Here is a 22,587-nt window from a genome sequence, read left to right as displayed (position 1 = left end):
CTGACCCACATCACGCGGCGCGCCGAGGCGGAAATCCGCCAGATGCCGACTGGCCCCGGCAAGAAATCGCCGGTTAGCTGCGCTGCGGGCGCAGCCCGTGGCGCACGATCTTCTCGTTGAGGGTGCGCAACGGCACACCGAGCAGGCGACTTGCTTCCTGCGTGTTCCCGTCGGCGTCGGCCAGCGCCTGCGCAATCAGCCGCGCCTCGTACGCCGCGACGCGCGCCGGCAAATCGGCAGCGGCATCGGCATCGGCATCTTCCGCACCGAACGCCACCGCATCCAGCGGCAGGCCGAGAGCGAAGCGCTCGGCAGCGGCGCGCAGTTCGCGCGCATTGCCGGGCCACTCGGCATCTTCCAGCGTCGTAAGCAGGCCGCGGCTCGGCTCGGGAACGGCGACCGCGTGGCGTGCCGCGGCATCAAGGCAGAAATGGCGGAACAGCAGGCCCACGTCCTGGCGGCGACGGCGCAGCGGCGGGATCGCAAGCGACACCGTCGCGAGGCGGAAATAGAGGTCGGCGCGGAAGCGCCCCGCCTCGCTTTCCGTCCTCAGGTCGCTCTTTGTGGCGGCCACGAAACGCACATCGACCGGCACCTGTCGGTTGGAACCCAAAGGCTCCAGCACACGCTCCTGTATGACGCGGAGAAGCTTTGCCTGAAGGGAAAGCGGCATCGATTCGATCTCGTCTAGAAAGACCGTGCCGCCGTCGGCATGCTCGATGCGGCCCACCCGTTTCTGCGCAGCGCCTGTGAAGGCGCCCCTGTCGTGGCCGAAAATCTCGCTCTCGAACACGCTTTCGGGAATCGCCGCGCAGTTGAGCGCAACGAAGGGCCGCGCGCGCCTCTTGCCGAAATCGTGCAGCGCGCGAGCGACGACTTCCTTGCCGGTGCCGGTCTCTCCGTGAACCAGCACGTCCACGTCGAGCGAGGCAAGCTGTGCGATCTGGGTTCGCAGCGACTGGGCGGCAGCCGAGAGGCCGACGAAACGCGTCTCGAGCGGGGCGGTCGTGCCGACCGCGTCACGCAGCCGATGCACCTCGGCGTTGAGACGGCGCTGGGCGACGGCTCGGTCGAGGACGGCGACCAGATGATCGGCGTCGTAGGGCTTTTCCAAGAAGTCGTGCGCGCCGCCGCGCATCGCCTCCACTGCCAGCGCCACATCGCCATGCCCGGTCAGCAGGATGACGGGCAGCGACGGGTCGCGCATGCGCACCACCTCCAGAAGCGCCACGCCGCCCATGCCGGGCATGCGTACATCGGTGATGAGCGCATCGCAGGAGGCGGGGTTCAGGCGGGCGATGGCCGTCTCGGCGTCGGGCGCGGTGGCCACGTCGAAACCGCTGAGCGAAAGCCATTCACGCGCGGATTCGCGCACATTGTCCTCATCATCGACGAGCAGCACCGTGCCACGGCTCATTCGGCAGCCTCGCGGCGCGACTGTTGGCCTATGGCCGGAAGGATGATGCGGAAGGTGCAGCCTCCGCCGGTCCCCGTCTCGAAATCCATCCGCCCGCCGAACTCGTCGAGAATGGCACGTGAGATCGACAGGCCGAGCCCAAGTCCCTCGCCCGTGACCTTGGTGGTGAAGAACGGCTCGGCGATGCGGTCGCGCAGATGCTCGGGAATGCCCGAGCCATTGTCTCGCACGAAGAGGCGCACAGCGTCGTCTTCCGTTTCGGTCCAGAGCTCCACTTTGGCGTCGGGCATGTTGCGCACCGCGTCCAGCGCGTTGACGATAAGGTTGAGGATCACCTGTTCGAGCCGCGTCGCGTTGGCCATCACCATCGCAGGCTGCACGGGCGGGCGCAGTGTCATCGCCGTGCCGTCGTCTGCGGCGCGCGGTGCGGCGAGTTCCAGCGCGATCGCCATCGCCTTGTCGGCGTCGACCGGCTCCAGCCGCGCCGGCTCGTTGCGGGCGAAGGATTTCAGCAGTTTCACCGTGCGCTGTATTCGCCGAACCAGATCGCGTGCCGCCCGCACCTTGCCGGCCACGGCCTCGCTTTCGCCGCGCGAGGCGAGAAGGCCGGTGGAAGCCAGGGTGTTCTCCATCGCAGCCAGCGGTTGGCTCACCTCATGCACGATGGCGGCGGACATGCGGCCGAGCGCGGCCAGCTTTGCGGCCTGGATCAGCGAAGCCTGCGCCTCGCGCAGTTCATCCTCCGCGCGGCGGCGGTCCTCGATCTCGCGGTTAAGCTCGACGGTGCGTTCATCCACCCGGCGCTCGAGCTCGGCATGGGCATGCAGCTTGGCGCTGATGAGCTGGCGGCGCTGCAACATGTAGAGCGCCGCGCCCGCCACCAGCATGCCGGCAAGCGCGGCCAGAAGTGCCATCAGCAGGGCGCTTGCATGAATGGGGGCCAAGCTGGCAAATCCCAGAAGCCGCCAGCCGTCGGGCTCGATGCGCACCTGCCGGACGAGCCGCCGCGCGTCCTCGCCCTCCACCCTCGCCGTTTCGGGCAGCGCGGTAGTGCCTGGGAAGATCGGGCTCGCCGTGCCGAGGTCCACGCCGTCATATTTGCGCGTCACCGCAATGTCGGAAAGCGCCTCGTCGCTGAGCGCGTGAAGCGGGCGGTATTTCCACGGTGCATGCCCGGTGAGGAAGATCACGCCATCGGCATCGGCCACGCCAAGGATGGACCGGCCGTCGATCCAGGACTGCTCCATGCCGCCCATGTCGACCTTGACGATGGCGACGCCGATGACGCGTTCGCCGTCGCGGATGGCGGACGACAGGAAGTAGCCCGGAATGCCCGTGGTGGCCCCGACGGCGTAGTAGCGGCCGGTGCCGGTGGCCAACGCATCCTGAAAATAGGGGCGGAAGCGGTAGTTCTGCCCCATGAAGCTGGTGGGCTCGTCATGGTTGCTGGCCGCGATGGTGTCGCCATCAAGCGCCATCACGAAGAGCTCGTCGGCATGCGAGTCCTTACGCACCGCCTTGAGGTATGCGTTTGCTGCGGCGACGGAGCCGGACTCGGGTGACGCCAGTGCATCGAGGATGCGCCGGTCGCGGGCGACTATGGCAGGCAGGTAGCGGAAACGTTCAATACCGCCCTCCACCGCGCGGGCGAGCACGCTGAGTTCCTGGTCGAGCGCGGCCAGCGCCCGTCTTTTGCCGGCCTCTAGCGCAACCAGCCACACAACGAGCGATACCGCCGCGATCACGGCAAGCGCCATGGCGGCGGCAAGGCCTTTGCCTAGCCTGATCTTCGGCATGGTCCTCCCGCGGCGATGCCACAAATACACGCCGGATAGTAGCGGGCGGCGGCGAGGAAGCGCAACTACTGGCGGAAGGCGATGGCCGCGGCAGCCCCTGCCATGAAGCCCGCCGCGGTGCGGTTGAGCGCCTTGAGCGCGCGCGGGGTGGCCAGGAACCAGCGGGCCTTCGCCGCCAGCGCCAGATACGGTACCAGCACGACGAGCAGCACCATCGCCGTAATGACCATCAGCACGCCGTAATCCGACAGGGTGACCGTGGCGATATCGATGATGGTGGGCGTGATTGCGAGATAGAACACCATGACCTTCGGGTTGCCCAGCGTGACGAGCAGCCCGGAAAGGAAGCTGGCCGCGACGCCGTCGCGAGAGCGGTCGGCATGCACTTTCTCGGCGGTGATGCCGGTGCGCCAGAACGTCCACGCCATCCATGCCAGATAGGCGACGCCGGCCCATTTGATGACGAGGAAGGCGGTGCCGAAGGTCTGCGCCACCAGCGCGAGGCCGAGAACGACGGCCGTGAGGTATACGAGATCGCCGACGATCAGGCCTGCAGCCATGAAGATGGCCGGGCGAAAGCCCGCGCCCAGGGCACGCGCGATCAGCGCGACGATGCCGGGACCGGGTATCGCAGCGGCGATGGCGAGCGCGCCCGCATAGGTAACGAAGCCTGCAAGGGTCATGGCGGAAAGCTCCGGAAGATCCGAAGCTCTCCTATCGCATGGAGGACCGGGCTTGAGAAGCGGCCGGCATTGGCCGCCGGAAGCGCGCCGGTTGGGCCAGCGTTCAGCCGCGTGACGGGATGTTGAGGCCCTTCTGGCTTGCCGGGCGGGCGATGCAGCGATCCAGCCAGTCGACCGTGTTGGGGAAGTCGCCGAAGCCGATCAACGGATCGGCCTGATAGAAATCGCGCAGGCCGCGAACCCACGGGAAGATGGCGATGTCCGCAATGGTGTAGTCGTCGTCCATGATCCACTGACGGCCGGCAAGCCGCTTTTCGAGAACGCCGACGAGGCGCTTCGATTCGTTTGCATAGCGTTCCAGCGGCCGCTTGTCCTCGATATCCTTGCCGGCGAACTTGTAGAAGAAGCCGAGCTGGCCGAACATCGGGCCGATGCCGCCCATCTGGAAGAAGACCCACTGGATGGCCTCGTAGCGGCGCGCCGAATCGCGTGGCAGCAGCCTGTCCGCCTTTTCGGCGAGATAGACGAGGATCGCGCCGGATTCGAACAGCGCCAACGGCTTTCCGCCGGGGCCGTCAGGGTCGATGATCGCCGGGATCTTGCCATTGGGGTTGAGCGACAGGAACTCGTCCGTCCAGGTCTCGTTCTTCGTGATGTCTACCGCGTGAGCCTCGTAGGGCAGGCCGATTTCTTCGAGCGCGATGGAAATCTTGACGCCGTTGGGCGTCGGGAAGGAATAGAGCTGCAGCTTGCCCGCGTCCTTTGCCGGCCAGCGCGCGGCAACGGGAAAGCTCGATAGATCGGTCATGGAATACGCCCCTGTTGGTGGAAGGTCGCCGGAAGCAGCGAGGGTGACCGGTGACAGATAGGTATCCGCTGGGCCGTCGCAAGCTTCGGTTGCACCATTCCTGTCAGGGTCTGTAGGCTTTTACCGCCAGGGTCGCGTTGGTCCCGCCAAAGGCGAATGCGTTGCTGATCGCCGCGCGCACCTCGCGTCGGCGCGCGGTGTTGGGGGTAACGTCGAGGTCGCAGGCCGGATCGGCCTCGCGGTGGTTGGCCGTGGGCGGCACGATGCCGTCATGGATAGCCTTGACGCAGGCGATCAGTTCGATGGCCGCGGTGGCGCCGAGGCAGTGGCCGTGCATCGACTTGGTGGACGAGACGGAAAGCCTATCGGCCGCCGCGCCGAACGCCGCACGGATCGCCTTGGTCTCGATCTGGTCGTTGGCCTTGGTGCCGGTGCCGTGCGCATTGACGTAGTCGATCTCGTCGGGCGAAAGCCCCGCATCCGCCATACAGTTCACCATCGCGGCTGTCGGCCCTTCGACGGTGGGCGCGACGATGTCGGTGGCGTCAGCCGACATGCCGGACCCGGCATATTCGGCAAGGATCGTCGCGCCGCGCCCCAGTGCGTGGTCGAGCGTCTCCAGCACCAGTACGCCGGCGCCCTCGCCTATCACCAGTCCTTCGCGATCCGCGGAGAACGGCCGGCAGGTCTCCTTAGCCAGCACCCGCAGCGCCTCCCATGCCTTGAGAATGCCCCACACGATGGGCGCCTCGGTACCGCCGGCCAGCATCACGTCGGCGCGGCCGAGCACGAGCTGGTCGACCGCCGTGCTGATGGAATGGTTGGCCGTCGAGCAGGCCGACGTGACGCCAAAGACCGGGCCGCGCAGGCCCAGATCCATGCTGACCTGGCCCGCCGGCGCGCCGGTCATGGCGCGCGGGACGGAGAAGATGCTGGCGCGCGGTCGCCCGTCGAGCAGGATGCCGCGGTAGTTGTCCTCGATGGATTCCCAGCCGCAAACGCCCGCGCCCACAATGGCGCCGATACGGTGAGTGTTGGTCTCGTCGACCACCAGCCCCGCCTGCGCGGCAGCCTCGCGCGCGGCGATCACGGCCAGAACGCTGAAGCGATCCATGGTGACGAGGCGACGATGGTCTATGCCGTGGTCCGGCAGCGCCTTGATCTCGGCGCCCGTGCGCACCTTGAGGTCGTGCAGCGGCACCGTCTCGATCGGGCCGATACCGGAGCGTCCGGCACACATCGCGTCCCATATGCCGGCGACATCAGTGCCGAGCGCGCAGATGCCGCCCATTCCGGTGATGACGATGCGGGGACGCGACATATCAGGCTTTTTTCTGGATCAGGCCGCGCACGGCCTCCACCATATCCCCGACATTGTTGAGGTTGGACCAGGCGTCGACTGTGCTCATCTCGATCTCGATGCCGAACTCGTCCTCGAGGTCGAAGATGATCTCGGTGAGTTCGAGCGAATGGATGCCAAGCTCCGTCAGTTCGGTTTCAAGCGTGATGTCGCCCACGTCGGGGCTGGCGTGCGCCTTGATCTTATCGACAATCTTCGCCGCCACATCGTCGCTCATACAACACCTCACCCAACCAGAAGACCTGCGCGAAACTACACTAAACGTGACTTTCTACGCTCCTCGGAACACCTATAGGAAGCCATTAGCCGTTGCGCAACCGCTCATCGCTGAAGCACAGTGCCTATGCGATAGCCGGCGACATGGCATGGGCGTTGCTTCCAGCCGGGGCAGGAGTTCGCAGTCATGAACGGTCCCTTCGCAGGTATCCACAGGCCATCCATGCAGCGCGTCTCGGCGCGGGGAGAGCTCGTCGCGCGGCTGCGTGACGGGCAGACGCGCGTGGAACGGCTGTTCCAGGAGGGTGCGGCCAAGATCCGCCTGCCGGCACGCGACGGCGAGGCGCTGGAAGCCATCCTCATCAACACCGCCGGCGGACTGACCGGCGGCGACCGGATCGGCTGGCACATCGAGGCGCGGGCCGGAGCATCGCTGGCCGTTACGACGCAAGCCTGCGAAAAGGTCTACCGGTCGTCGGGCGGCCACGCCGAAACCACCTGCTCGATAGCAGTGGGTGCCGGAGCACGCGTCGCCTGGCTGCCGCAGGAAACCATCGTCTTCGACCGTTCGGCCTTCCTGCGCAGGCTCGACGTGGATGTGGCCCCAAATGCCGCGGTTCTGCTGGTGGAAGCGGCCGTCTTCGGCAGGCACGCGATGGGCGAGAGCGTGGCGGCGGCAACGTTCCGCGATCGCTGGCGCGTGCGCGTGGGCGGTCGGCTCGTTCACGCGGAAGATTTCGCCATCGGTCCGGACGTGTCGGCATCCCTGTCCAAGAGGGCGGCGTTCGGTGGCGGGCAGGCGTTCGCGACCCTGCTTCTGATCGCGCCGGACGCCGCAGAGCGAATGGACGCTGTCCGCGCCATTGTCGGCGAGAGCGGAGGCGCGTCGTTCTGGAAGGTGGGAGAGACTGGCAAGCTTCTTGCGAGGCTGGTCGCAACCGACGGCTACGCGCTACGCGAACGGCTGACTCCGCTCGTGACGATGCTCAACGGGCGAGCAGGCCTGCCTAAAACTTGGTCACTGTAGGGACTGCGAACCATGAACCTGACGCCGCGCGAAAAGGACAAGCTGCTGATCGCCATGGCCGCGATCGTCGCGCGCAAGCGGCTGGAGCGCGGCGTGAAGTTGAACCATCCCGAAGCGATAGCGCTCATCACCGACTTCGTCGTCGAAGGCGCGCGCGATGGCCGCACGGTTGCCGACCTGATGGAAGCGGGAGCTCATGTCGTTGCCCGCGAACAGGTGATGGAGGGCGTGGCCGAAATGATCCACGACGTGCAGGTGGAGGCGACGTTTCCGGATGGCACCAAGCTGGTGACCGTGCACGAACCGATACGCTGAATCCGGCGAACGATGAAAGACAGGGGAACCCGGACGATGAACAGAAAAACCTTGGGCCTCGGCGCGGCACTGCTGGCAGCGAGCGCGAGCCCCGCATTCGCCCATCTCGATCCGGGCGAGCACGGCTCGTTCATGGCGGGTTTCACCCACCCGCTTTTCGGCACGGACCACGTGCTGGCCATGGTCGCCGTAGGCTTGTGGGCAGCCTTGCTGGGGGGCCGGGCGATCTGGGCGGTGCCGGCGGCCTTCGTCGGCGTCATGGCGTTGGGTTTCCTCGCCTCGATGGTGGGCGTGCCGCTTCCCTTTGTGGAGCCTACGATCCTCGCCTCGGTCGTAGCCATCGGCCTGCTGGTGGCCCTGGCAGTGCCGATGCCGGTGGGCGCGGTAATGGTTGTCGTCGGCTTCTTTGCGCTTTTTCACGGATATGCCCATGGCGGCGAGATGGGAGAGGCAGGCGCTGCCGGTTATGCGGCAGGCTTTGCGATGGCGACCGCGCTGCTGCATGCGGTCGGCATGGCAGCGGGCCTGAGCGTCGCACGCCTGTTCAGCGGCACGACCGGCCAGATGGTAACGCGCGCGGCAGGAGGTGTTACGGCACTGGCTGGCGTGTGGCTGATGGTTGCCGGTTAGGGAGGCGCGCATGATACCAGGCGAGATCATCCCCGCTGCAGGCGAGATCGAGCTCAACGCCGGCCTGCCCGTTGTCACCCTGCGGGTCGCCAATACCGGCGACCGGCCGATACAGGTGGGCAGCCACTACCACTTCTACGAGACCAACGGCGCGCTATCGTTCGAGCGCGAGAGGGCGCGGGGCATGCGCCTCGACATCGCATCGGGCACGGCCGTGCGCTTCGAGCCGGGGCAGGAACGCGACGTCACGCTAGTGCCGCTGGGCGGCGGGCGCGCCGTCTACGGCTTTCGCCAGCAGGTCATGGGGAAGCTCTAGGGTGCGCCCGTCGCGGCCAAGCTCACTCGAGCCCGGTGCCCGGCTCGCGGCCGGCGACGAAGATGGTCGCGACGTTGTCGTCGCCGAATTCCATCGCGATGACGTCGGTCACGAGAATACGGTGCGAGTTGACGGCGTGGTAGAAGATCGCGCTGCCCTGGATCTCGTTGCGCAGTTCGCCGATCTCCGTCTCGAACTCCGCCATCTTGGCATCGACCGCGGTCTCCTCATCGCCGAAATCCGGCAGGAAGACGATATCGACGCGGTCGATGCTGAAGCGCTTGCGGACTTCCGCGGCGTTTTCCGCGGTCTGCTCTATGGCGGCGACGATGCGCTCTTCGTCGGCGGTCACCGCCTCCTCGCCCGTATTGATGTCGGAGCCGACGATGGCATCAATGGCGCCTTCGGCGTCCAGACCCTGCGCCATCAGCGCCACGTTGGGCGCGGAGGCAAGCAGGAAGGCGGCCGCCGCCGCGGCATGAATCCAGGCTGGCTTGTCCGAATCGGTCGAAATCAACAAGAGTTAGGCTCCCTTTCCTTTAAGCGTACGCGTCGCGCGCGGATCGATTTTATCAACGCGCAACCGGCGCGTTCGGTTCACGATAAGCCTAACGCTCCGTGCAGCACTATGGAACCGTGGCAGATTCCCGCAACGAAAAGTCGGCGCGGAACTGTGTCCGCGCCGACGGTTATTCTGGTATCAAACTTACCTGACGTAGACGGTAACCTCGCCATCCGCCTCGACCTGGGCGGCTACGATGGAGGACACGTCAACGCCCTGCGTCTGAAGCTCTTGCTTGAGAGCCGCATTGGCCTCCACCGAGGTGCGCAGAGCTTCCACGCCATCCTCATGCTGCGTGATAGCCTCATCCAGCGCGGTCGCATCATGACCTTCCAGATCGCTTACACTCACGACCCTGACATTGGCGCCGTCGCTCATCGCGATGGCTTCGGCGTTGCCGGAGCTGTTGGTCAGCGCGGAGAGCGCGGTACCGAAGTCGGCATCGATCGCTGCCGTCGTGCCGGTGTCAATGTCCGGCATCGTCGTGTTCGTCGTGGCGTCGGCACCGCCCGACAGGTCAAGATCGACCTGCGCGAAGGCAGGGGCGGCGAGGACCGAAGCGCTCATGAGGGCTGCGGTGGTGATACCGATAATGCGTTTCATGGCTGTACCTTTCGTCGTCGTTCCGTTGGGGTTCATCCCTTCTTTCGGTGCGGTCGCTTTGAGACGACCAAGGGAGGAATGCGCTCGTCGCTTTCGGGTTTCATGAATGCCGCGTCCATTTGGGGGTCATTTGGTGGCGGCAATGTGCAAGCGACCCCCGCGGCACACTTCCAGGGGAAAACAGACTGATGGCTGCTCGAATCTCACGCCCCGCCTATGCCCGCATGTTCGGCCCGACAGTGGGCGACAGGGTTCGCCTCGCCGACACCGAACTGTTCGTCGAGGTCGAAAAGGACCTGACTGTATACGGCGAGGAGGTGAAGTTCGGCGGCGGCAAGGTGATCCGCGACGGCATGGGCCAGAGCCAGGTTTCGCGCGCGCAAGGCGCGGTCGATACCGTCATCACCAATGCACTGATCTTGGACGCGTCAGGCATATACAAGGCCGACATCGGCCTGAAGGACGGGCGCATCGCAGCGATCGGCAAGGCCGGCAACCCCGACACGCAGGACGGCGTGACCATCACCATCGGTCCCGGCACGGAGGCGATTGCCGGCGAGGGCAAGATCGTCACCGCCGGCGGCTTCGACGCGCACATCCACTTCATCTGCCCGCAGCAGATCGAGGAAGCGCTGATGTCGGGAGTCACCACCATGCTGGGCGGCGGCACCGGCCCCGCGCACGGAACGCTGGCCACCACCTGCACGCCCGGCCCCTGGCATATCGGCCGTATGATCCAGTCTTTCGATGCGTTTCCGATGAATATCGGCCTGTCGGCCAAAGGCAACGCGTCTCTACCCGCGGCGCTGGAGGAGATGGTGCTTGCAGGCGCCTGCGCCATGAAGCTCCACGAAGACTGGGGCACGACGCCGGCGGCCATCAACTGCTGCCTGAACGTTGCCGACGACTACGACGTGCAAGTGATGATCCACACCGACACGCTCAACGAGAGCGGGTTCGTGGAGGACACGATCGCCGCCATTGCGGGCCGCACCATCCATGCCTTCCACACCGAGGGCGCGGGAGGCGGCCACGCGCCCGACATCATCAAGGTGTGCGGGTTCGACAACGTCATCCCCTCCTCCACCAACCCGACCCGGCCCTATACGCAAAACACCATAGCCGAGCATCTCGACATGCTGATGGTGTGCCACCACCTCTCGCCGTCTATCCCCGAGGATATCGCGTTTGCAGAAAGCCGCATCCGCAAGGAAACCATCGCGGCCGAGGACATCCTGCACGACATCGGGGCGTTCTCCATCATCTCGTCGGACAGCCAGGCGATGGGCCGCGTCGGCGAGGTCATCATCCGCACCTGGCAGACGGCAGACAAGATGAAGCGCCAGCGTGGCGCGCTGAAGGAGGAAACCGGCGACAACGACAATTTCCGCGTCCGCCGCTACATCGCCAAATACACGATCAACCCAGCCATCGCGCACGGCATCTCGAAGGAGATCGGCTCCATCGAGGTCGGCAAGCGCGCCGATCTTGTGATCTGGAATCCGGCCTTCTTCGGCGTGAAGCCGGACATGGTGCTGATGGGTGGCATGATCGTCGCCGCCCCTATGGGCGACCCCAACGCCTCGATCCCGACGCCGCAACCGGTGCATTACCGGCCGATGTTCGGCGCATACGGCAAGGCGGTAACGCATTCCTCCGTGACCTTCGTCAGTCAGGCCGCGCTCGACGCCGGCCTGCGCGCGAAGCTCGGCGTTGAAAAGGGCATGGTCGCCGTCTCAAATACGCGCGGCGGGATCGGCAAGCGCTCCATGATGCTCAACGACGCCACCCCGCATGTCGAAGTGGATCCCGAAACCTACGAAGTGCGCGCGGACGGCGAACTGTTGACCTGCGAGCCGGCAACCGTGCTGCCGATGGCGCAGCGGTATTTTCTGTTCTAGCGTGGCCGCGCCAATGAACAGGGAGGCCGTTCTTCATGATCTATGTCGTCGCCACGCTCACCATAAAGCCCGGATCGCTGGAGGCGCTGCGCGCGCCGGCCGCCGCCTGCGTCGCGGAAACCCGCAAGGAGAAGGGCTGCATCTCCTACGAGCTTTTCGCCAGCCTGGACGATCCGGAAAAGCTCGTCTTCGTGGAGCGGTGGGAAACGCGCGAGGACCTGACCGCCCATTCCAAGCAGCCGCATCTCGTGGCATGGCGCGACGCCAGCGCACCGCATCTGGTCGAACGGCGCATAGAGATTGTGCACCCCGAGCGAATCGAGCAGTTCTGAGCACGCTCGAAATCGCCAAGGGGAGAGAGACAGACATGTATCAGGCAATCGGATCGCCCGGTTCGCGCCTCATCCGGGTCACCTGGATGCTGGAGGAGCTTGGCCAGCCCTACCAGATCATCAAGGCGAAACAGCACACCGACGAGATGCGCCGCTACAACCCTTCCGGCAAGGGTCCGGCGCTGGTGGACGGCAACGTCGTTGTGACGGATTCGGCCGCCATCTGCGCTTATCTGGCCGAAAACCATCCCGAGAAGGGCATGGCGCCGCAGACGCCCGCCGAGCGTGCGCATCTCAACGCCTGGCTGTTCTTCGCCCAGTCGGAACTGGAAGCGCCGCTGTGGAACAAGCTGAAGCATCGCATGCTGCTGTCGGAAGACGAGCGCGTCGATGTCGGTCCGTGGACGACGGCCGAGTTCACCCGCGAAATCCGCTCGCTGGAACTTCGGCTGGGCGAGCACGAATATGCGATGGGCAACCGCTTCACCGCGGCCGACGTGATCCTCGGCCATTGCGGCCAGTGGGCGCGCAACGCGCGCTTCACCATCGATTCCGACCGCGTGAACGCCTATTTCGACAGGGTGCTGGCGCGGCCCGCGCTGGCCCGCGCCAGGGCAAGGGAAGAGGCCGTAAATTGAAGCTGGAGATGAATCAGGACTTCACCAAGCTGCCGCGCGCCGGGTCGTTCCTACGCGCGGCAGAGGCGACAGACGGACCTTCGCCGTTCGACGTCACGATGCTCGCGCATGACGAACGTCATCTGCGCCGCAAGGTTCTCGAACTTGCACAGGGCGAGAAGGTGCTGGTGGATTTGCCCGAGCCGACCGCGCTCGAAGACGGCGACGTGCTGGTGCTGGACGACGGCCGCCGCGCGGGCATCGTCGCTGCCAAAGAAGAGGTCTACGAAATCCTCGCCCGGGATCCGCTGCACCTTTCGGAGCTATGCTGGCATATCGGCAACCGCCATCTGGCAGCGCAGATCGAAACCGGTCGCATCCTCATCCTGCGCGATCATGTCATCAAGGCGATGCTGGAGGGGCTCGGCGCTTCCGTGAAGGAGATCGTCGCGCCATTCGTGCCGGTGCGCGGGGCTTATTCCGGTCATGGCCATGCGCACGGGCACGGCCATCACCATGGCGACCATGAGCATGGGCATGGCGAGCCCGACAAGTTCGGGCGGATGCCGGGCGACCCGCATTACGGGCACAACCATGCCTGAACCGGGGCAGGCCTCGCTTCTGCGCCTGATGGCGTGGCTGTCGCCGGCCTTTCCGGTGGGATCGTTCAGCTACAGCCACGGGCTTGAACGGGCGGTGCATGACGGGCTTGTCGAGGACGGCGAAAGCCTCGCCGCGTGGATTGCGGCGCTGGTGGAGCAAGGCTCCGGCTGGAACGACGCGGTGCTTCTGGCGGAAAGTCACCGGCAGGCATCGGCAGGCGCGACGCCCCGCGATGTCGCTGAACTGGCGGAAGCGTTGGCAGGCTCTGCAGAGCGGCATATGGAATCCACGCTTCAGGGCGCGGCATTCCTGCAGGCGGCATCAGTCTGGCCCTCGGCCGTGGTGCAGGCGCTGCCGGCGAGTTGCCCCTATTGCGTCGCGGTCGGCGCTGCCGCGGGCGCGCATGGCGTGCCGCTCGAGGGTGTGCTCACCGCCTTTCTGCAAGCTTTCGTCTCGAACCAGCTTCAGGCCGCGATCCGGCTTTCCGTCATTGGGCAGAGCGAGGCGGTCGGAATACTGGCCGCGCTCGAAACGGCGCTGATTAAGACGGCGGAGCGCGCGGCACGCTCGTCGCTCGACGATCTGGGCTCATCGACGCTGACGGCGGAAATCGCCGCCATGAACCATGAAACGCAATATTCGAGGCTGTTCCGCTCATGACTTCTCCCAACGGCCCCCTCCGCATCGGCATCGGCGGTCCCGTCGGCTCCGGCAAGACGACGCTGACGGAGAAGCTCTGCAAGGCGCTGCGCGACGATTTCTCCATCGCCGTCATCACCAACGACATATACACCAAGGAGGACGCGCTGATGCTGGCGCGGCTTCAGGCGCTGCCCGAAGACCGCATCATGGGCGTGGAGACCGGCGGCTGCCCGCACACCGCCATCCGTGAGGACGCTTCGATCAACCTGCAAGCCATCGCCGAGATGCGCCGCAAGATTCCCGACCTCGATATCGTGTTCATCGAATCCGGCGGCGACAATCTGGCGGCGACCTTCTCGCCGGACCTCGCCGACATCACGCTCTACGTCATCTCGGTCTGCCAGGGCGAGGAAATCCCGCGCAAGGGGGGGCCGGGCATCACGCGTTCGGACTTCCTCGTCATCAACAAGTCAGACCTCGCGCCCTATGTGAACGTCAATCTCGACGTGATGGCCGACGATGCCGGGCGCATGCGCAAGGGCAAGCCGTTCGGCTTCACCGACCTGTCGCGCGGGCGAGGGCTCGAAGCCGTCATCGCCCACATTCTGGAACAGGGCGGCCTGCGGCCTGCGAGCGCCGCCGCGGCGGAATAGCCGCCTCAGGCGCCGGTGATCGTCACGTCGGCCTGCCGCCGGTGCGCCAGGATACGCTCTGCATTGGGAAGATCGTTGGCGAATGCGCGGGCACGCGCTTCCTCGGGCGACAAGCCGTGATCGACCCAGCGCTGCACCAGCCTACGCTCCAGCTCGCCCGACGGCACATCGAGCCAGACGGTCACGTCGAACAGCGGCGACAGCCCGTACCACGGGCTTTCGTCCAGCATCAGGTAGTTGCCTTCCACCAGAACGAACTTCGTCTGCGCATCGACCACCACCGCGCCTGCGCGGGCAAGGTCTGCCTCCCGGTCGAAGACGGGGATCGCCACGTCGGCATCGGCACGTGCCAGCCTTTCGATCAGATGGCGCAGCCCGTCGAAATCGAAGCTTTCAGGCGAGCCCTTGCGCGCGCCGAGGCCGCGCGCTTCCAACACCCGGTTGTCGTAGTGAAAGCCGTCCATCGGCACCACGGAAGCGGACCCTGCGGGCAGGAGCGGTAGGAGCGCCTCGGCAAAGGTGGATTTCCCCGCGCCGGGCGGGCCGGCGATCGCCACGATCAGCCGCTTGCGGCCGGCGGCCTTGCGAAACAGCGTTGCGGCCAGATGGGCTATCTGGGACATCTTCTCCTCCCGGAAGTATCGCCCTTCGCCGGCGTCAGCCTAGCCACTTCCGGTAGTCGGAAACAAGCAGGTGGGTCGGCTCCACATCTTCCTCGATCTGCGAGAAACGCGCGATGGGCTCGGCAAAGACGTTGTCTGTCTCGTCGTCGTTGACGGTCGACACCTCGCCGATAAGCACATCCTTGTCCTCACCCCAGAAGGCATGCCAGACGCCTGGAAGCAGCGTCACGCTCTCGCCCGGCGCAAGCCGCAGGATGCCGCCGGGCTCCAGCTCCCGCCAGACCCCGTCGGTGGGCACGTGCACACGCGCACTCTTGTCTATCGAGCCGTCGGGCGCGGACATATAGAGCTTGAGCGCCAGCGTGCCGCCGCCCCGGTTGATGATGTCTTCGGCCTTCACGTCGTGACGGTGCATCGGCGCGATCTGGTCGCGGCGCGAAATCATGATCTTTTCGGCATAGAGCATGCCCCTTCCGCGCGGCAGGTCGGCGGCGTTGCCGTTGCGCACGGTGAACAGGAAAAGCCCCATGCCGGGGAAATCGCCCTTGCCGTAGTCGGTTATGTCCCAGCCGAGCCGCGCATCGACGATGCCGGCGATATCGGCGCGGCGCGCCTTCATCTGCGCGGGCGACCAGTAGGCGAAGGGCGGAAGCACATAGCCGTAGGAGCGGATGAAGGCCTCGGCCCAGGCGAGGATGTCGTTGACCTCGGAGCGTTTCATCAGACTTCTCCTCAGCCCGCGGCGCCGGCGATGGAAGCGCGCGGCAGATATGTCTCGATCAGTTCTTCCATATGCGCGTTGCGGATGGCGGCGCTGTCGCCACCCATCACCACGGCCACGATGCGCTTTCCGCCGCGGCCGACGGAGGTGGCGAGGTTGAAGCCGGATGCGCGGATATAGCCTGTCTTGAGCCCGTCGACGCCGTTTACGCGGCCCAGAAGGTCGTTGTGGCCGCGGATGACCTTGCCGGCATAGGCGAATTCCCGGTTGGCGAAATAGTGGTAGTGGTGCGGGAAGCGCTTGCGCAGCGCCATCGACAGGATGGCCATGTCATGCGCGGTCGTCTGCTGGCCGGCATCGGGCAGGCCCGAGGCGTTGCGGAAGGTGGTGGAGCGCATGCCGAGCTCGCGCGCCTTGGCGGTCATCATCGCGGCGAAGCGTTCTTCGGTGCCGCCGAGATGCTCGGCAACCGCGACCGCGACATCGTTGGCCGAGCGCACGCACAGCGCCAGGATCGCCGAGCGCGCGTCGATGCTCTGCCCGGCCCTGAAGCCGATTTTGGACGGTGGCCGCGCGGCCGCATAGGCCGACACGGGAATGGCGGTCTCGCCCGTCATCCGGCCGTCGTCGAGCGCCTCGAACAGCATGTAGAGCGTCATCATCTTGGTCAGCGAGGCAGGATAGCGCGCATCTCGCGAATTGCTCTCGTAGAGCACCCTGCCCGTATTTGCGTCGACGACGATGGACGCGTATTTCTCAGACGGCAGCGGCGCAACCGCCGTTTCCATCACGCTTTGCGTGGAGCAGGCGGCCACGAATGCCAGCACTGCAAACAAGACGATCAGACGGCGCGCTGCGTCCGTGGCTGCATTCAATGCGGCGTGCACGATTTCCCCTGAATCACTTATCCGGCCAAGCCCGAAGCAGGCGGATGATGCCCCAGCCTCCCACTCGTCGCAATCCCGCAGGCATGCGGGACGGCATGGTTGTGGGCCGATTGTGGCCGATTGCAGGCACAGCGGCGGCGGCATCGACGCCGGTTGCGGCTTGGTTTATCAGAGGTTTAGACAGGAGCGTATCGCATGGATTTCGTCCCCCTCATTGATGCAGTCGGAGAACCCTCGACCGCCATGATCGGCGGCATCGCGCTCGGCGCCGTGTTTGGCCTGGCGGCACAGCGCAGCCGCTTCTGCACGCGCTCCGCCATCATCGAGGCGGTTCGCGACGGCGACCTGCGCGCCTTTGCCGTCTGGCTGGCCGGGTTCGCGACCGCCCTGCTGTGCGTGCAGGCGATGCTCGATATCGGCGAGTTGTCGGTCACCGAGACACGCTTCTTCTCCTCGGTCCAAAGCCTTTCTGGCGCGCTGATCGGCGGGCTGCTGTTCGGTGTCGGCATGGCGCTGACGCGCGGCTGCGTCTCGCGGTTGGTGGTGCTGGGCGCGTCGGGAAATTTGCGCGCCGTGTTCTGCCTCGCAGTCGTCACGCTGGCGGGCTGGGCGACGTTTGCGGGCGCGCTGATCCCGCTGCGCGACAGCATAGCAGGGCTATGGACCACAGCCTCCATAGGCGGCAACGACCTTCTCGCGCATGCCGGGCTTGGCAGGACTGCGGGCATGGTGGCCGGCGGCGCGCTTCTCGGCGCGGCGGTTGCGCTTGCGCTTGTTACCCGCGCCTCTGGCTGGCGCTTCTTCGGCGGTGTCGTGGTCGGGCTGGCCTTGGCCGGGGGCTGGTGGTTCACCTGGCAGCTCTCGCAGCAGGTGTTCGATCCCGTGCAGGTCGAAAGCCTGTCCTTCATCCGCCCGTTCGCAACCACGCTGATGCTGGCGATCGGCAGCCTGTCCGACACCGGGCTCGATCAGGGCCTGCTGATCGGCACGGTCGCAGGCGCGGCCATCGGCGCGCTGGCGTCGGGCGAGTTTCGGATAGCGACGTTTTCGGAACCCGGCGTGCCGTCGATCTGGCGCTATGCGGCGGGCGCTGCACTGATGGGCTTCGGCGGGATATTGGCGGTAGGCTGCACCGTGGGTGCAGGGCTTACCGGCGGCTCGGTGCTGGCGGTGTCGTCGCTGACGGCTTTGGCCGCCATGATGGCCGGCGCGGCGGCGACGGATCGCATCGTCGACGCGCCGGGAAAATGACCGGTTACGCGCTCGGCTGCTTCGTCTTGCGCAGATAGGGCAGAATGGTCTCGTAGGAGCCGAAGCGCTTCGTCGCATCCTCGTTGGAGACGGCGGCGGTGATGATGACATCCTCGCCCTGCTTCCAGTTGGCGGGCGTCGCCACCTGATGCTTGGCGGTGAGCTGGATGGAATCGATCGCGCGCAGGATCTCGTCGAAGTTGCGGCCCGTGGTCATCGGATAGGTCAGCACCAGCTTGATCTTCTTGTCAGGCCCGATGACGTAGACCGAGCGCACCGTGGCGTTGTCGGCCGGCGTGCGGCCATCCGACGTGTCACCCGCATCGGCAGGCAGCATGTCGTAGAGCTTGGCGACCTTGAGATCCTTGTCGCCGATCAGCGGGTATTCGACGTTGAACCCGGTCGCCGTCTTGATGTCGTCCTTCCACTTGCCGTGGCTTTCGACCGGATCGACCGAGATGCCGATGATCTTGGCGTTGCGTTTCTTGAACTCGCCCTCCAGCCCGGCCATCGTGCCGAGTTCCGTGGTGCAGACCGGGGTGAAGTTCTTGGGGTGCGAGAACAGCACGGCCCAGCCGTCGCCGATCCATTCGTGGAAGCTGATCTTGCCCTGCGTGGTGTCGGCGGTGAAATCAGGCGCTGTGTCGTTGATGCGAAGGCCCATGGCGATCTCCCTTGCTGTCGGACGGCGTTTCACGCCGCCGGATATGGCGCTGGCGACATCATAGGACAAGGACCGGCATGCGCGAGGCATCTGCCAGCAAATCTGCCGAGCCTCTAGAATTTCGTTCTGCCGCAACCCGGCATATGAGATTCGGATTGCGCGGCTCAGTCGCGCGGCCGCTTGGGCTTGAACTTCTTCTTGCCTTCCGGCTTCGCAAAGGCCGGCCGGTCGGACACAGGCTTCTCGCCCTTTTTGGCCCACGGCTTGCGATCCTTGTCCTGCCGCCAAGCGCCATCCTGCGCCTTTGCGGGGCGCGTGTCACCTGCCCCTCGGTCCGGCGAGCGGTCCTTCTTGGCGTAGGGCTTGCCCGCGGCGGCGGGCTTGTCGAAGCCCTTGCCCCGGTGAGGCTTCTTCGCTGCAGGCGGCTTGCCGGGTCCGCTCCGCCCGAAATCCGGCATTCCGTCGAGTTGCGTCACCATGATGCCGTTCTGCAATTCGCGATCCGGCCCCACCGCGTCGAGAAAGGCTGCTGCGCTGTCGGCGGCGATCTGCACGAAGGTTTCCTCCGGCTGCATCTTGATCGCGCCGATCTCGCGCTTGGTGATCTTGCCGACCCGGCACAGCATCGGGATCAGCCAGCGCGGTTCGGCGCTCTGCCTGCGGCCGACGGAGAGCGAGAACCAGACGCTGGGGCCGAACTCCTCGCGCCCTGCCGCAGGCTCGTGGCGCGGCGCGCCCCGGTCAGCCGGCGCGGCAAAGGCCTGCAGTTCGATGAGATCTTCCGGCGCCGACCTGCCGGCACGCGAAAGGCGCACCAGCGCGGCTGCGACGCGTTCCGCGCCGTGGCGTTCCAGCAGCGTGCGCACCAGCGCCTCCTCCTCCGCCGCCGGCTCGTTTTCCAGCACAGGATCGGCCAGAAGCCTCTCGTCGTCGCGCGCCACGATCTCGTCGGCCGATGGTGGCCGCGCCCAGTCTGCGGTGATGGAGGCGCTCTGCAGCAGCCTGTCCGCCTTGCGCCGCTGGCTGCTCGGCACGACCAGGACGCTGACGCCCTTGCGCCCGGCCCGGCCGGTTCGCCCGCTGCGGTGCAGAAGCGTCTCGGGATTGCTCGGCAGGTCGGCATGGATCACCAGTTCCAGCCCCGGCAGGTCGATACCGCGCGCCGCGACGTCGGTCGCGATGCACACCCTGGCCCGCCCGTCGCGCATCGCCTGCAAGGCATGGGTGCGCTCGTTCTGGCTGAGTTCGCCGGACATGGCGACGACGGCGAAGCCGCGATTGTTGAAGCGCGCCGTCAAATGGTTGACCGCCGCGCGGGTGGAACAGAAGACGAGCGCGTTGCGCGCATCGTAGTAACGCAGAACGTTGATGATGGCGTTCTCGCGGTCGCTGGGCGCGACGGTAAGCGCGCGGTATTCGATGTCGACATGCTGCTTGCGCTCGGCCGCCGTGCTGATGCGCACCGCGTCGCGCTGGTAGCTCTTTGCAAGCCGGGCTATCGCCTGCGGCACGGTGGCCGAGAACATCAGCGTACGACGTTCCGCCGGCGCGGCATCGAGGATGAATTCGAGATCCTCGCGGAAGCCGAGATCCAGCATCTCGTCGGCCTCGTCGAGTACCACTGCGCGAAGCTCTGTCATGTCGAGCGCGCCACGCGTGATGTGGTCGCGAAGGCGGCCGGGGGTTCCCACCACGATGTGCGCGCCACGTTCCAGCGCCCGGCGCTCGGTGCGCATGTCCATGCCGCCGACGCAGGATGCGATGACCGCGCCTGTAGGCGCATAAAGCCATTCCAGCTCGCGCTTGACCTGCAGCGCCAGCTCGCGCGTCGGCGCGACGGCGAGCGCCAGCGGAACGGCCGCGGTGCGGAAACGCTCGCTGCCTTCCAGCAGCGTGGGCGCGACGGCGAGCCCGAACGCCACCGTCTTGCCGGAGCCGGTCTGCGCCGAAACCAGCATGTCGGCCTCCGCCAATGCGGGATCGATCACCGCCGCCTGCACCGGGGTGAGGGCTTCATAGCCACGTGCCTCCAATGCGCCTGCCAGCGCAGGAACGATGCCTTCGAACTTGCTCATCTAAAAACTTTCGGGTCTGTGCCGCGCCGGTCGCGGAATTCGTTGATGCGAAGGCCTGTATTGCGGCTCCTTCGCTTCGCTTTGCGTTGCGGTTGTTTACGCTGATCGGCGCGCGATGGCGAGAACACAAATCGCGAAAAAGCCAAAACCGTAGAAACGGGTTTCGGCGAAGCGGCCACAACGGAAACAGGACTCTATTCTATGGTTCTTCTTTACCTCAAAAGAAGTATGCAATTCAACCAACGGCTAAATCAGATGTATGCAGCTCGAATACAGTTAACTTTTGGTAAACTATTGTAATACAAGTTGACGTGTAACAATTCTTTACTTGTTCGTTTATTTCCCAATGCTAATTTAGCTCTCGACCACTCAGCATCTTCATTGATTCCGCGCCGCCGACGCTTCGCGTTCGCGAGTAAAGGGCGACGCACGCCCAGAGGAGAGGAAGTAATGGCTGAAGAGCTCAATGTCAGTGCAATCCAGACTGCTGTTCAGCAGGAAAACCTCGGATGGCAGGCGGCGCCGAACCCGCTGACCGCGCTTTCGCAGGAAGACCGGCTCAAGCGGCTCGGCCTCGTCGTATCTCAGGAGGAAATGGCCCGGCTCAAGGCCGAGGCAGTACAGCTCGCCGCCGCGGAAGCGGGGCAGTTTGGAACCTTCACCGCCCCCACGGCGATCGACTGGCGCAACAAGGGCGGAAACTGGGTCACTTCGGTCAAGGACCAGGGGGCGTGCGGTTCGTGCGTGTCGTTCTGCTCCTGCGCGACGATCGAGTCGGCCATCCGCATCAAGCTAAACAATCCGGGCTTCGCGGTCGATCTTTCGGAAGGTTTCATGCAGTTTTGCGGCGGCGGAAGCTGCGGCGGCTGGGGCCTCACATCGGGGCTCGACTACGCCAAGAGCACCGGCGTCACCGACGAGGCCTGCATGCCCTATACGGCCGGCGGCGGGCAGAACATGAACTGCGCGGCAAGCCGCTGCAGCGACTGGCAGAACCGCCTGACCAAGATCAGCAGCTATGCCGGTCACTCTTCGATGCAGGCACGCAAGGACGCCATTGCGGGCAAGGGCCCGCTTCTGGCGGGCATGGCCGTCTACAACGACTTCTTCGCCTATTCGAGCGGCGTCTACGTCAAGACCTCGTCATCGACGCTCGCAGGCTATCACTGCATCTGCATCGTCGGTTACGACGACAACCAGCAATGCTGGATTCTGAAGAACAGCTGGGGCACGGGATGGGGCGACGGCGGCTACTGCCGCATACGCTACAACCAGGCCGACCTGCTGATCGACACGTCCTGGGCGTTCTACAGCGTCGAGGTCGTCATCAGCTCGCAGTGGTACAGCAACATCGCGGTTTCGCAGGTCTACTCGACCCCGCATTCCAAGAATGCATGGGCGTATCTGCAGGGCATCGGCTGGCGCAAGATCCACCCGAACGCCAATGACGGCGTCACCAACACGCTGGCGATCTTCGCCAACGCGGTGGCGAAGAACAAGCGGGTCACCGTCTATGCCGACGGCGACTTCATCTACCAGGCCTATCTGCTGTGAACTTTGGGGCGCAGGGAGACATCCCTGCCGCTCCCATTCGGGAAAACGCCGCAAACCTCAGGGAGAAGACCATGTGGACGAAGATCAACCAGGTATATTCCAGCCCTCACCAGATGAACGCCTGGGCGCATCTGGTGGGAACCAACAAGTGGCACAAGGTCAAGCCGATCGCGCCGGACGGGGTGACGAACACATTCCTCATCCTGGCCACCGCCAAGGGCGCCGACCGCCAGGTCTATGTCACGACCGAGAACGGCGCTGACATAACCGCCGTCTACATGTGATGCCGGCGAATCTGTTTGAAATGCAGCCATGCCGTCCGGCGAAGGGG

General features: G+C 65.5%; 26 protein-coding genes. 13 read left to right on the top strand and 13 right to left on the bottom strand.

From position 1 onward, the window contains the following. Positions 1-73: 73 nt before the first annotated feature. The 6 genes from FY036_RS08605 to FY036_RS08580 all read right to left on the bottom strand — a co-directional run bounded on the left by FY036_RS08605 (position 74) and on the right by FY036_RS08580 (position 6,281). Positions 74-1,417 (bottom strand): sigma-54-dependent transcriptional regulator, encoded by a 1,344-nt coding sequence (locus tag FY036_RS08605; RefSeq protein WP_148914309.1) that lies wholly within the window; start codon positions 1,415-1,417, stop codon positions 74-76. After that, on the bottom strand, positions 1,414-3,213 hold the full coding sequence (locus tag FY036_RS08600; RefSeq protein ID WP_148914308.1) for a sensor histidine kinase: 1,800 nt from the start codon (positions 3,211-3,213) through the stop codon (positions 1,414-1,416). Before FY036_RS08600 ends, FY036_RS08605 begins: the two co-directional genes overlap by 4 nt. Before the next feature lie 65 nt (positions 3,214-3,278). Further along, positions 3,279-3,896: a LysE family translocator gene (locus FY036_RS08595; protein ID WP_148914307.1), complete on the bottom strand. Its 618-nt coding sequence runs from the start codon at positions 3,894-3,896 to the stop codon at positions 3,279-3,281. Between the two features lie 103 nt (positions 3,897-3,999). Continuing rightward, positions 4,000-4,704: a glutathione S-transferase family protein gene (locus FY036_RS08590; RefSeq protein WP_148914306.1), complete on the bottom strand. Its 705-nt coding sequence runs from the start codon at positions 4,702-4,704 to the stop codon at positions 4,000-4,002. Positions 4,705-4,807: 103 nt separating this feature from the next. Further along, positions 4,808-6,025: a beta-ketoacyl-[acyl-carrier-protein] synthase family protein gene (locus FY036_RS08585; RefSeq protein ID WP_148914305.1), complete on the bottom strand. Its 1,218-nt coding sequence runs from the start codon at positions 6,023-6,025 to the stop codon at positions 4,808-4,810. A gap of 1 nt (position 6,026) precedes the next feature. Beyond that, positions 6,027-6,281 (bottom strand): acyl carrier protein, encoded by a 255-nt coding sequence (locus tag FY036_RS08580; RefSeq protein ID WP_148914304.1) that lies wholly within the window; start codon positions 6,279-6,281, stop codon positions 6,027-6,029. 186 nt (positions 6,282-6,467) lie between these two features. Here FY036_RS08580 and FY036_RS08575 point away from each other — a divergent pair, with 186 nt between their 5' ends. From FY036_RS08575 to FY036_RS08560, 4 genes are read left to right on the top strand one after another with little or no spacing between them, the layout of a single operon-like run. Next, positions 6,468-7,307 (top strand): urease accessory protein UreD, encoded by an 840-nt coding sequence (locus tag FY036_RS08575; protein WP_235897593.1) that lies wholly within the window; start codon positions 6,468-6,470, stop codon positions 7,305-7,307. Positions 7,308-7,319: 12 nt separating this feature from the next. Further along, a complete protein-coding gene (locus tag FY036_RS08570) occupies positions 7,320-7,622 on the top strand; it encodes an urease subunit gamma (RefSeq protein WP_148914303.1) in 303 nt (100 codons plus the stop codon). A gap of 36 nt (positions 7,623-7,658) precedes the next feature. Continuing rightward, the gene (locus FY036_RS08565; RefSeq protein WP_148914302.1) at positions 7,659-8,252 is read left to right on the top strand and encodes a HupE/UreJ family protein; all 594 of its coding nucleotides are present in this window, start codon (positions 7,659-7,661) and stop codon (positions 8,250-8,252) included. A 10-nt stretch (positions 8,253-8,262) separates the two neighbouring features. Then, positions 8,263-8,568 carry an urease subunit beta gene (locus tag FY036_RS08560; protein WP_148914301.1) on the top strand — a complete coding sequence of 102 codons (306 nt, stop codon included), beginning with the start codon at positions 8,263-8,265 and terminating at the stop codon, positions 8,566-8,568. 22 nt (positions 8,569-8,590) lie between these two features. Here the strand turns inward: FY036_RS08560 and FY036_RS08555 are convergent, their stop codons facing one another. Both FY036_RS08555 and FY036_RS08550 read right to left on the bottom strand, forming a co-directional pair. Then, positions 8,591-9,088, bottom strand: a complete 498-nt coding sequence (locus tag FY036_RS08555) for a hypothetical protein (protein ID WP_148914300.1) — start codon at positions 9,086-9,088, stop codon at positions 8,591-8,593. A gap of 186 nt (positions 9,089-9,274) precedes the next feature. Next, positions 9,275-9,733 (bottom strand): hypothetical protein, encoded by a 459-nt coding sequence (locus FY036_RS08550; RefSeq protein ID WP_148914299.1) that lies wholly within the window; start codon positions 9,731-9,733, stop codon positions 9,275-9,277. Between the two features lie 188 nt (positions 9,734-9,921). Here FY036_RS08550 and ureC point away from each other — a divergent pair, with 188 nt between their 5' ends. The 6 genes from ureC to ureG are packed head-to-tail and all read left to right on the top strand — an operon-like array spanning position 9,922 to position 14,481. Continuing rightward, positions 9,922-11,634, top strand: a complete 1,713-nt coding sequence (gene ureC / locus FY036_RS08545; protein ID WP_148914298.1) for an urease subunit alpha — start codon at positions 9,922-9,924, stop codon at positions 11,632-11,634. A gap of 35 nt (positions 11,635-11,669) precedes the next feature. Further along, the gene (locus FY036_RS08540; protein ID WP_148914297.1) at positions 11,670-11,966 is read left to right on the top strand and encodes a putative quinol monooxygenase; all 297 of its coding nucleotides are present in this window, start codon (positions 11,670-11,672) and stop codon (positions 11,964-11,966) included. A gap of 35 nt (positions 11,967-12,001) precedes the next feature. Beyond that, complete coding sequence (locus FY036_RS08535) at positions 12,002-12,604, top strand: glutathione S-transferase family protein (RefSeq protein WP_148914296.1); 603 nt, start codon at positions 12,002-12,004, stop codon at positions 12,602-12,604. Beyond that, a complete protein-coding gene (gene ureE / locus FY036_RS08530) occupies positions 12,601-13,185 on the top strand; it encodes an urease accessory protein UreE (protein WP_148914295.1) in 585 nt (194 codons plus the stop codon). The genes FY036_RS08535 and ureE overlap by 4 nt, the downstream gene beginning before the upstream one ends. Beyond that, on the top strand, positions 13,178-13,846 hold the full coding sequence (locus FY036_RS08525) for an urease accessory protein UreF (RefSeq protein WP_235897592.1): 669 nt from the start codon (positions 13,178-13,180) through the stop codon (positions 13,844-13,846). Before ureE ends, FY036_RS08525 begins: the two co-directional genes overlap by 8 nt. Next, a complete protein-coding gene (ureG, locus tag FY036_RS08520; RefSeq protein ID WP_148914294.1) occupies positions 13,843-14,481 on the top strand; it encodes an urease accessory protein UreG in 639 nt (212 codons plus the stop codon). Before FY036_RS08525 ends, ureG begins: the two co-directional genes overlap by 4 nt. A 5-nt stretch (positions 14,482-14,486) precedes the next feature. Here ureG and FY036_RS08515 read toward each other — a convergent pair whose 3' ends face one another. The 3 genes from FY036_RS08515 to FY036_RS08505 are packed head-to-tail and all read right to left on the bottom strand — an operon-like array spanning position 14,487 to position 16,712. Further along, positions 14,487-15,104 carry a nucleoside triphosphate hydrolase gene (locus FY036_RS08515; RefSeq protein WP_148914293.1) on the bottom strand — a complete coding sequence of 206 codons (618 nt, stop codon included), beginning with the start codon at positions 15,102-15,104 and terminating at the stop codon, positions 14,487-14,489. Between the two features lie 34 nt (positions 15,105-15,138). Next, entirely contained in the window at positions 15,139-15,825 is a 687-nt protein-coding gene (locus FY036_RS08510) for a D-lyxose/D-mannose family sugar isomerase (protein WP_148914292.1), read from the bottom strand. 11 nt (positions 15,826-15,836) lie between these two features. Continuing rightward, a complete protein-coding gene (locus FY036_RS08505) occupies positions 15,837-16,712 on the bottom strand; it encodes a D-alanyl-D-alanine carboxypeptidase family protein (RefSeq protein WP_235897591.1) in 876 nt (291 codons plus the stop codon). Between the two features lie 195 nt (positions 16,713-16,907). Here FY036_RS08505 and FY036_RS08500 point away from each other — a divergent pair, with 195 nt between their 5' ends. Beyond that, complete coding sequence (locus tag FY036_RS08500; RefSeq protein ID WP_148914291.1) at positions 16,908-17,963, top strand: YeeE/YedE family protein; 1,056 nt, start codon at positions 16,908-16,910, stop codon at positions 17,961-17,963. Positions 17,964-17,967: 4 nt separating this feature from the next. On the opposite strand, the gene FY036_RS08495 is transcribed toward FY036_RS08500, so the two are convergent. Beyond that, on the bottom strand, positions 17,968-18,627 hold the full coding sequence (locus FY036_RS08495; RefSeq protein WP_148914290.1) for a peroxiredoxin: 660 nt from the start codon (positions 18,625-18,627) through the stop codon (positions 17,968-17,970). Positions 18,628-18,791: 164 nt separating this feature from the next. Next, positions 18,792-20,702 carry a DEAD/DEAH box helicase gene (locus FY036_RS08490; protein ID WP_148914289.1) on the bottom strand — a complete coding sequence of 637 codons (1,911 nt, stop codon included), beginning with the start codon at positions 20,700-20,702 and terminating at the stop codon, positions 18,792-18,794. Positions 20,703-21,152: 450 nt separating this feature from the next. On the opposite strand from FY036_RS08490, the gene FY036_RS08485 reads away from it, so the two are divergent. Both FY036_RS08485 and FY036_RS08480 read left to right on the top strand, forming a co-directional pair. Beyond that, positions 21,153-22,256 carry a C1 family peptidase gene (locus tag FY036_RS08485; protein WP_148914288.1) on the top strand — a complete coding sequence of 368 codons (1,104 nt, stop codon included), beginning with the start codon at positions 21,153-21,155 and terminating at the stop codon, positions 22,254-22,256. 71 nt (positions 22,257-22,327) lie between these two features. Continuing rightward, positions 22,328-22,540 (top strand): peptidase M6, encoded by a 213-nt coding sequence (locus tag FY036_RS08480; protein ID WP_148914287.1) that lies wholly within the window; start codon positions 22,328-22,330, stop codon positions 22,538-22,540. Positions 22,541-22,587 lie beyond the last annotated feature (47 nt).

It is taken from the genome of Neoaquamicrobium microcysteis, assembly GCF_008180155.1.
In the GTDB taxonomy this organism is placed as follows: domain Bacteria; phylum Pseudomonadota; class Alphaproteobacteria; order Rhizobiales; family Rhizobiaceae; genus Aerobium; species Aerobium microcysteis.
This window is presented reverse-complemented; position numbering and strand designations above follow the sequence as displayed.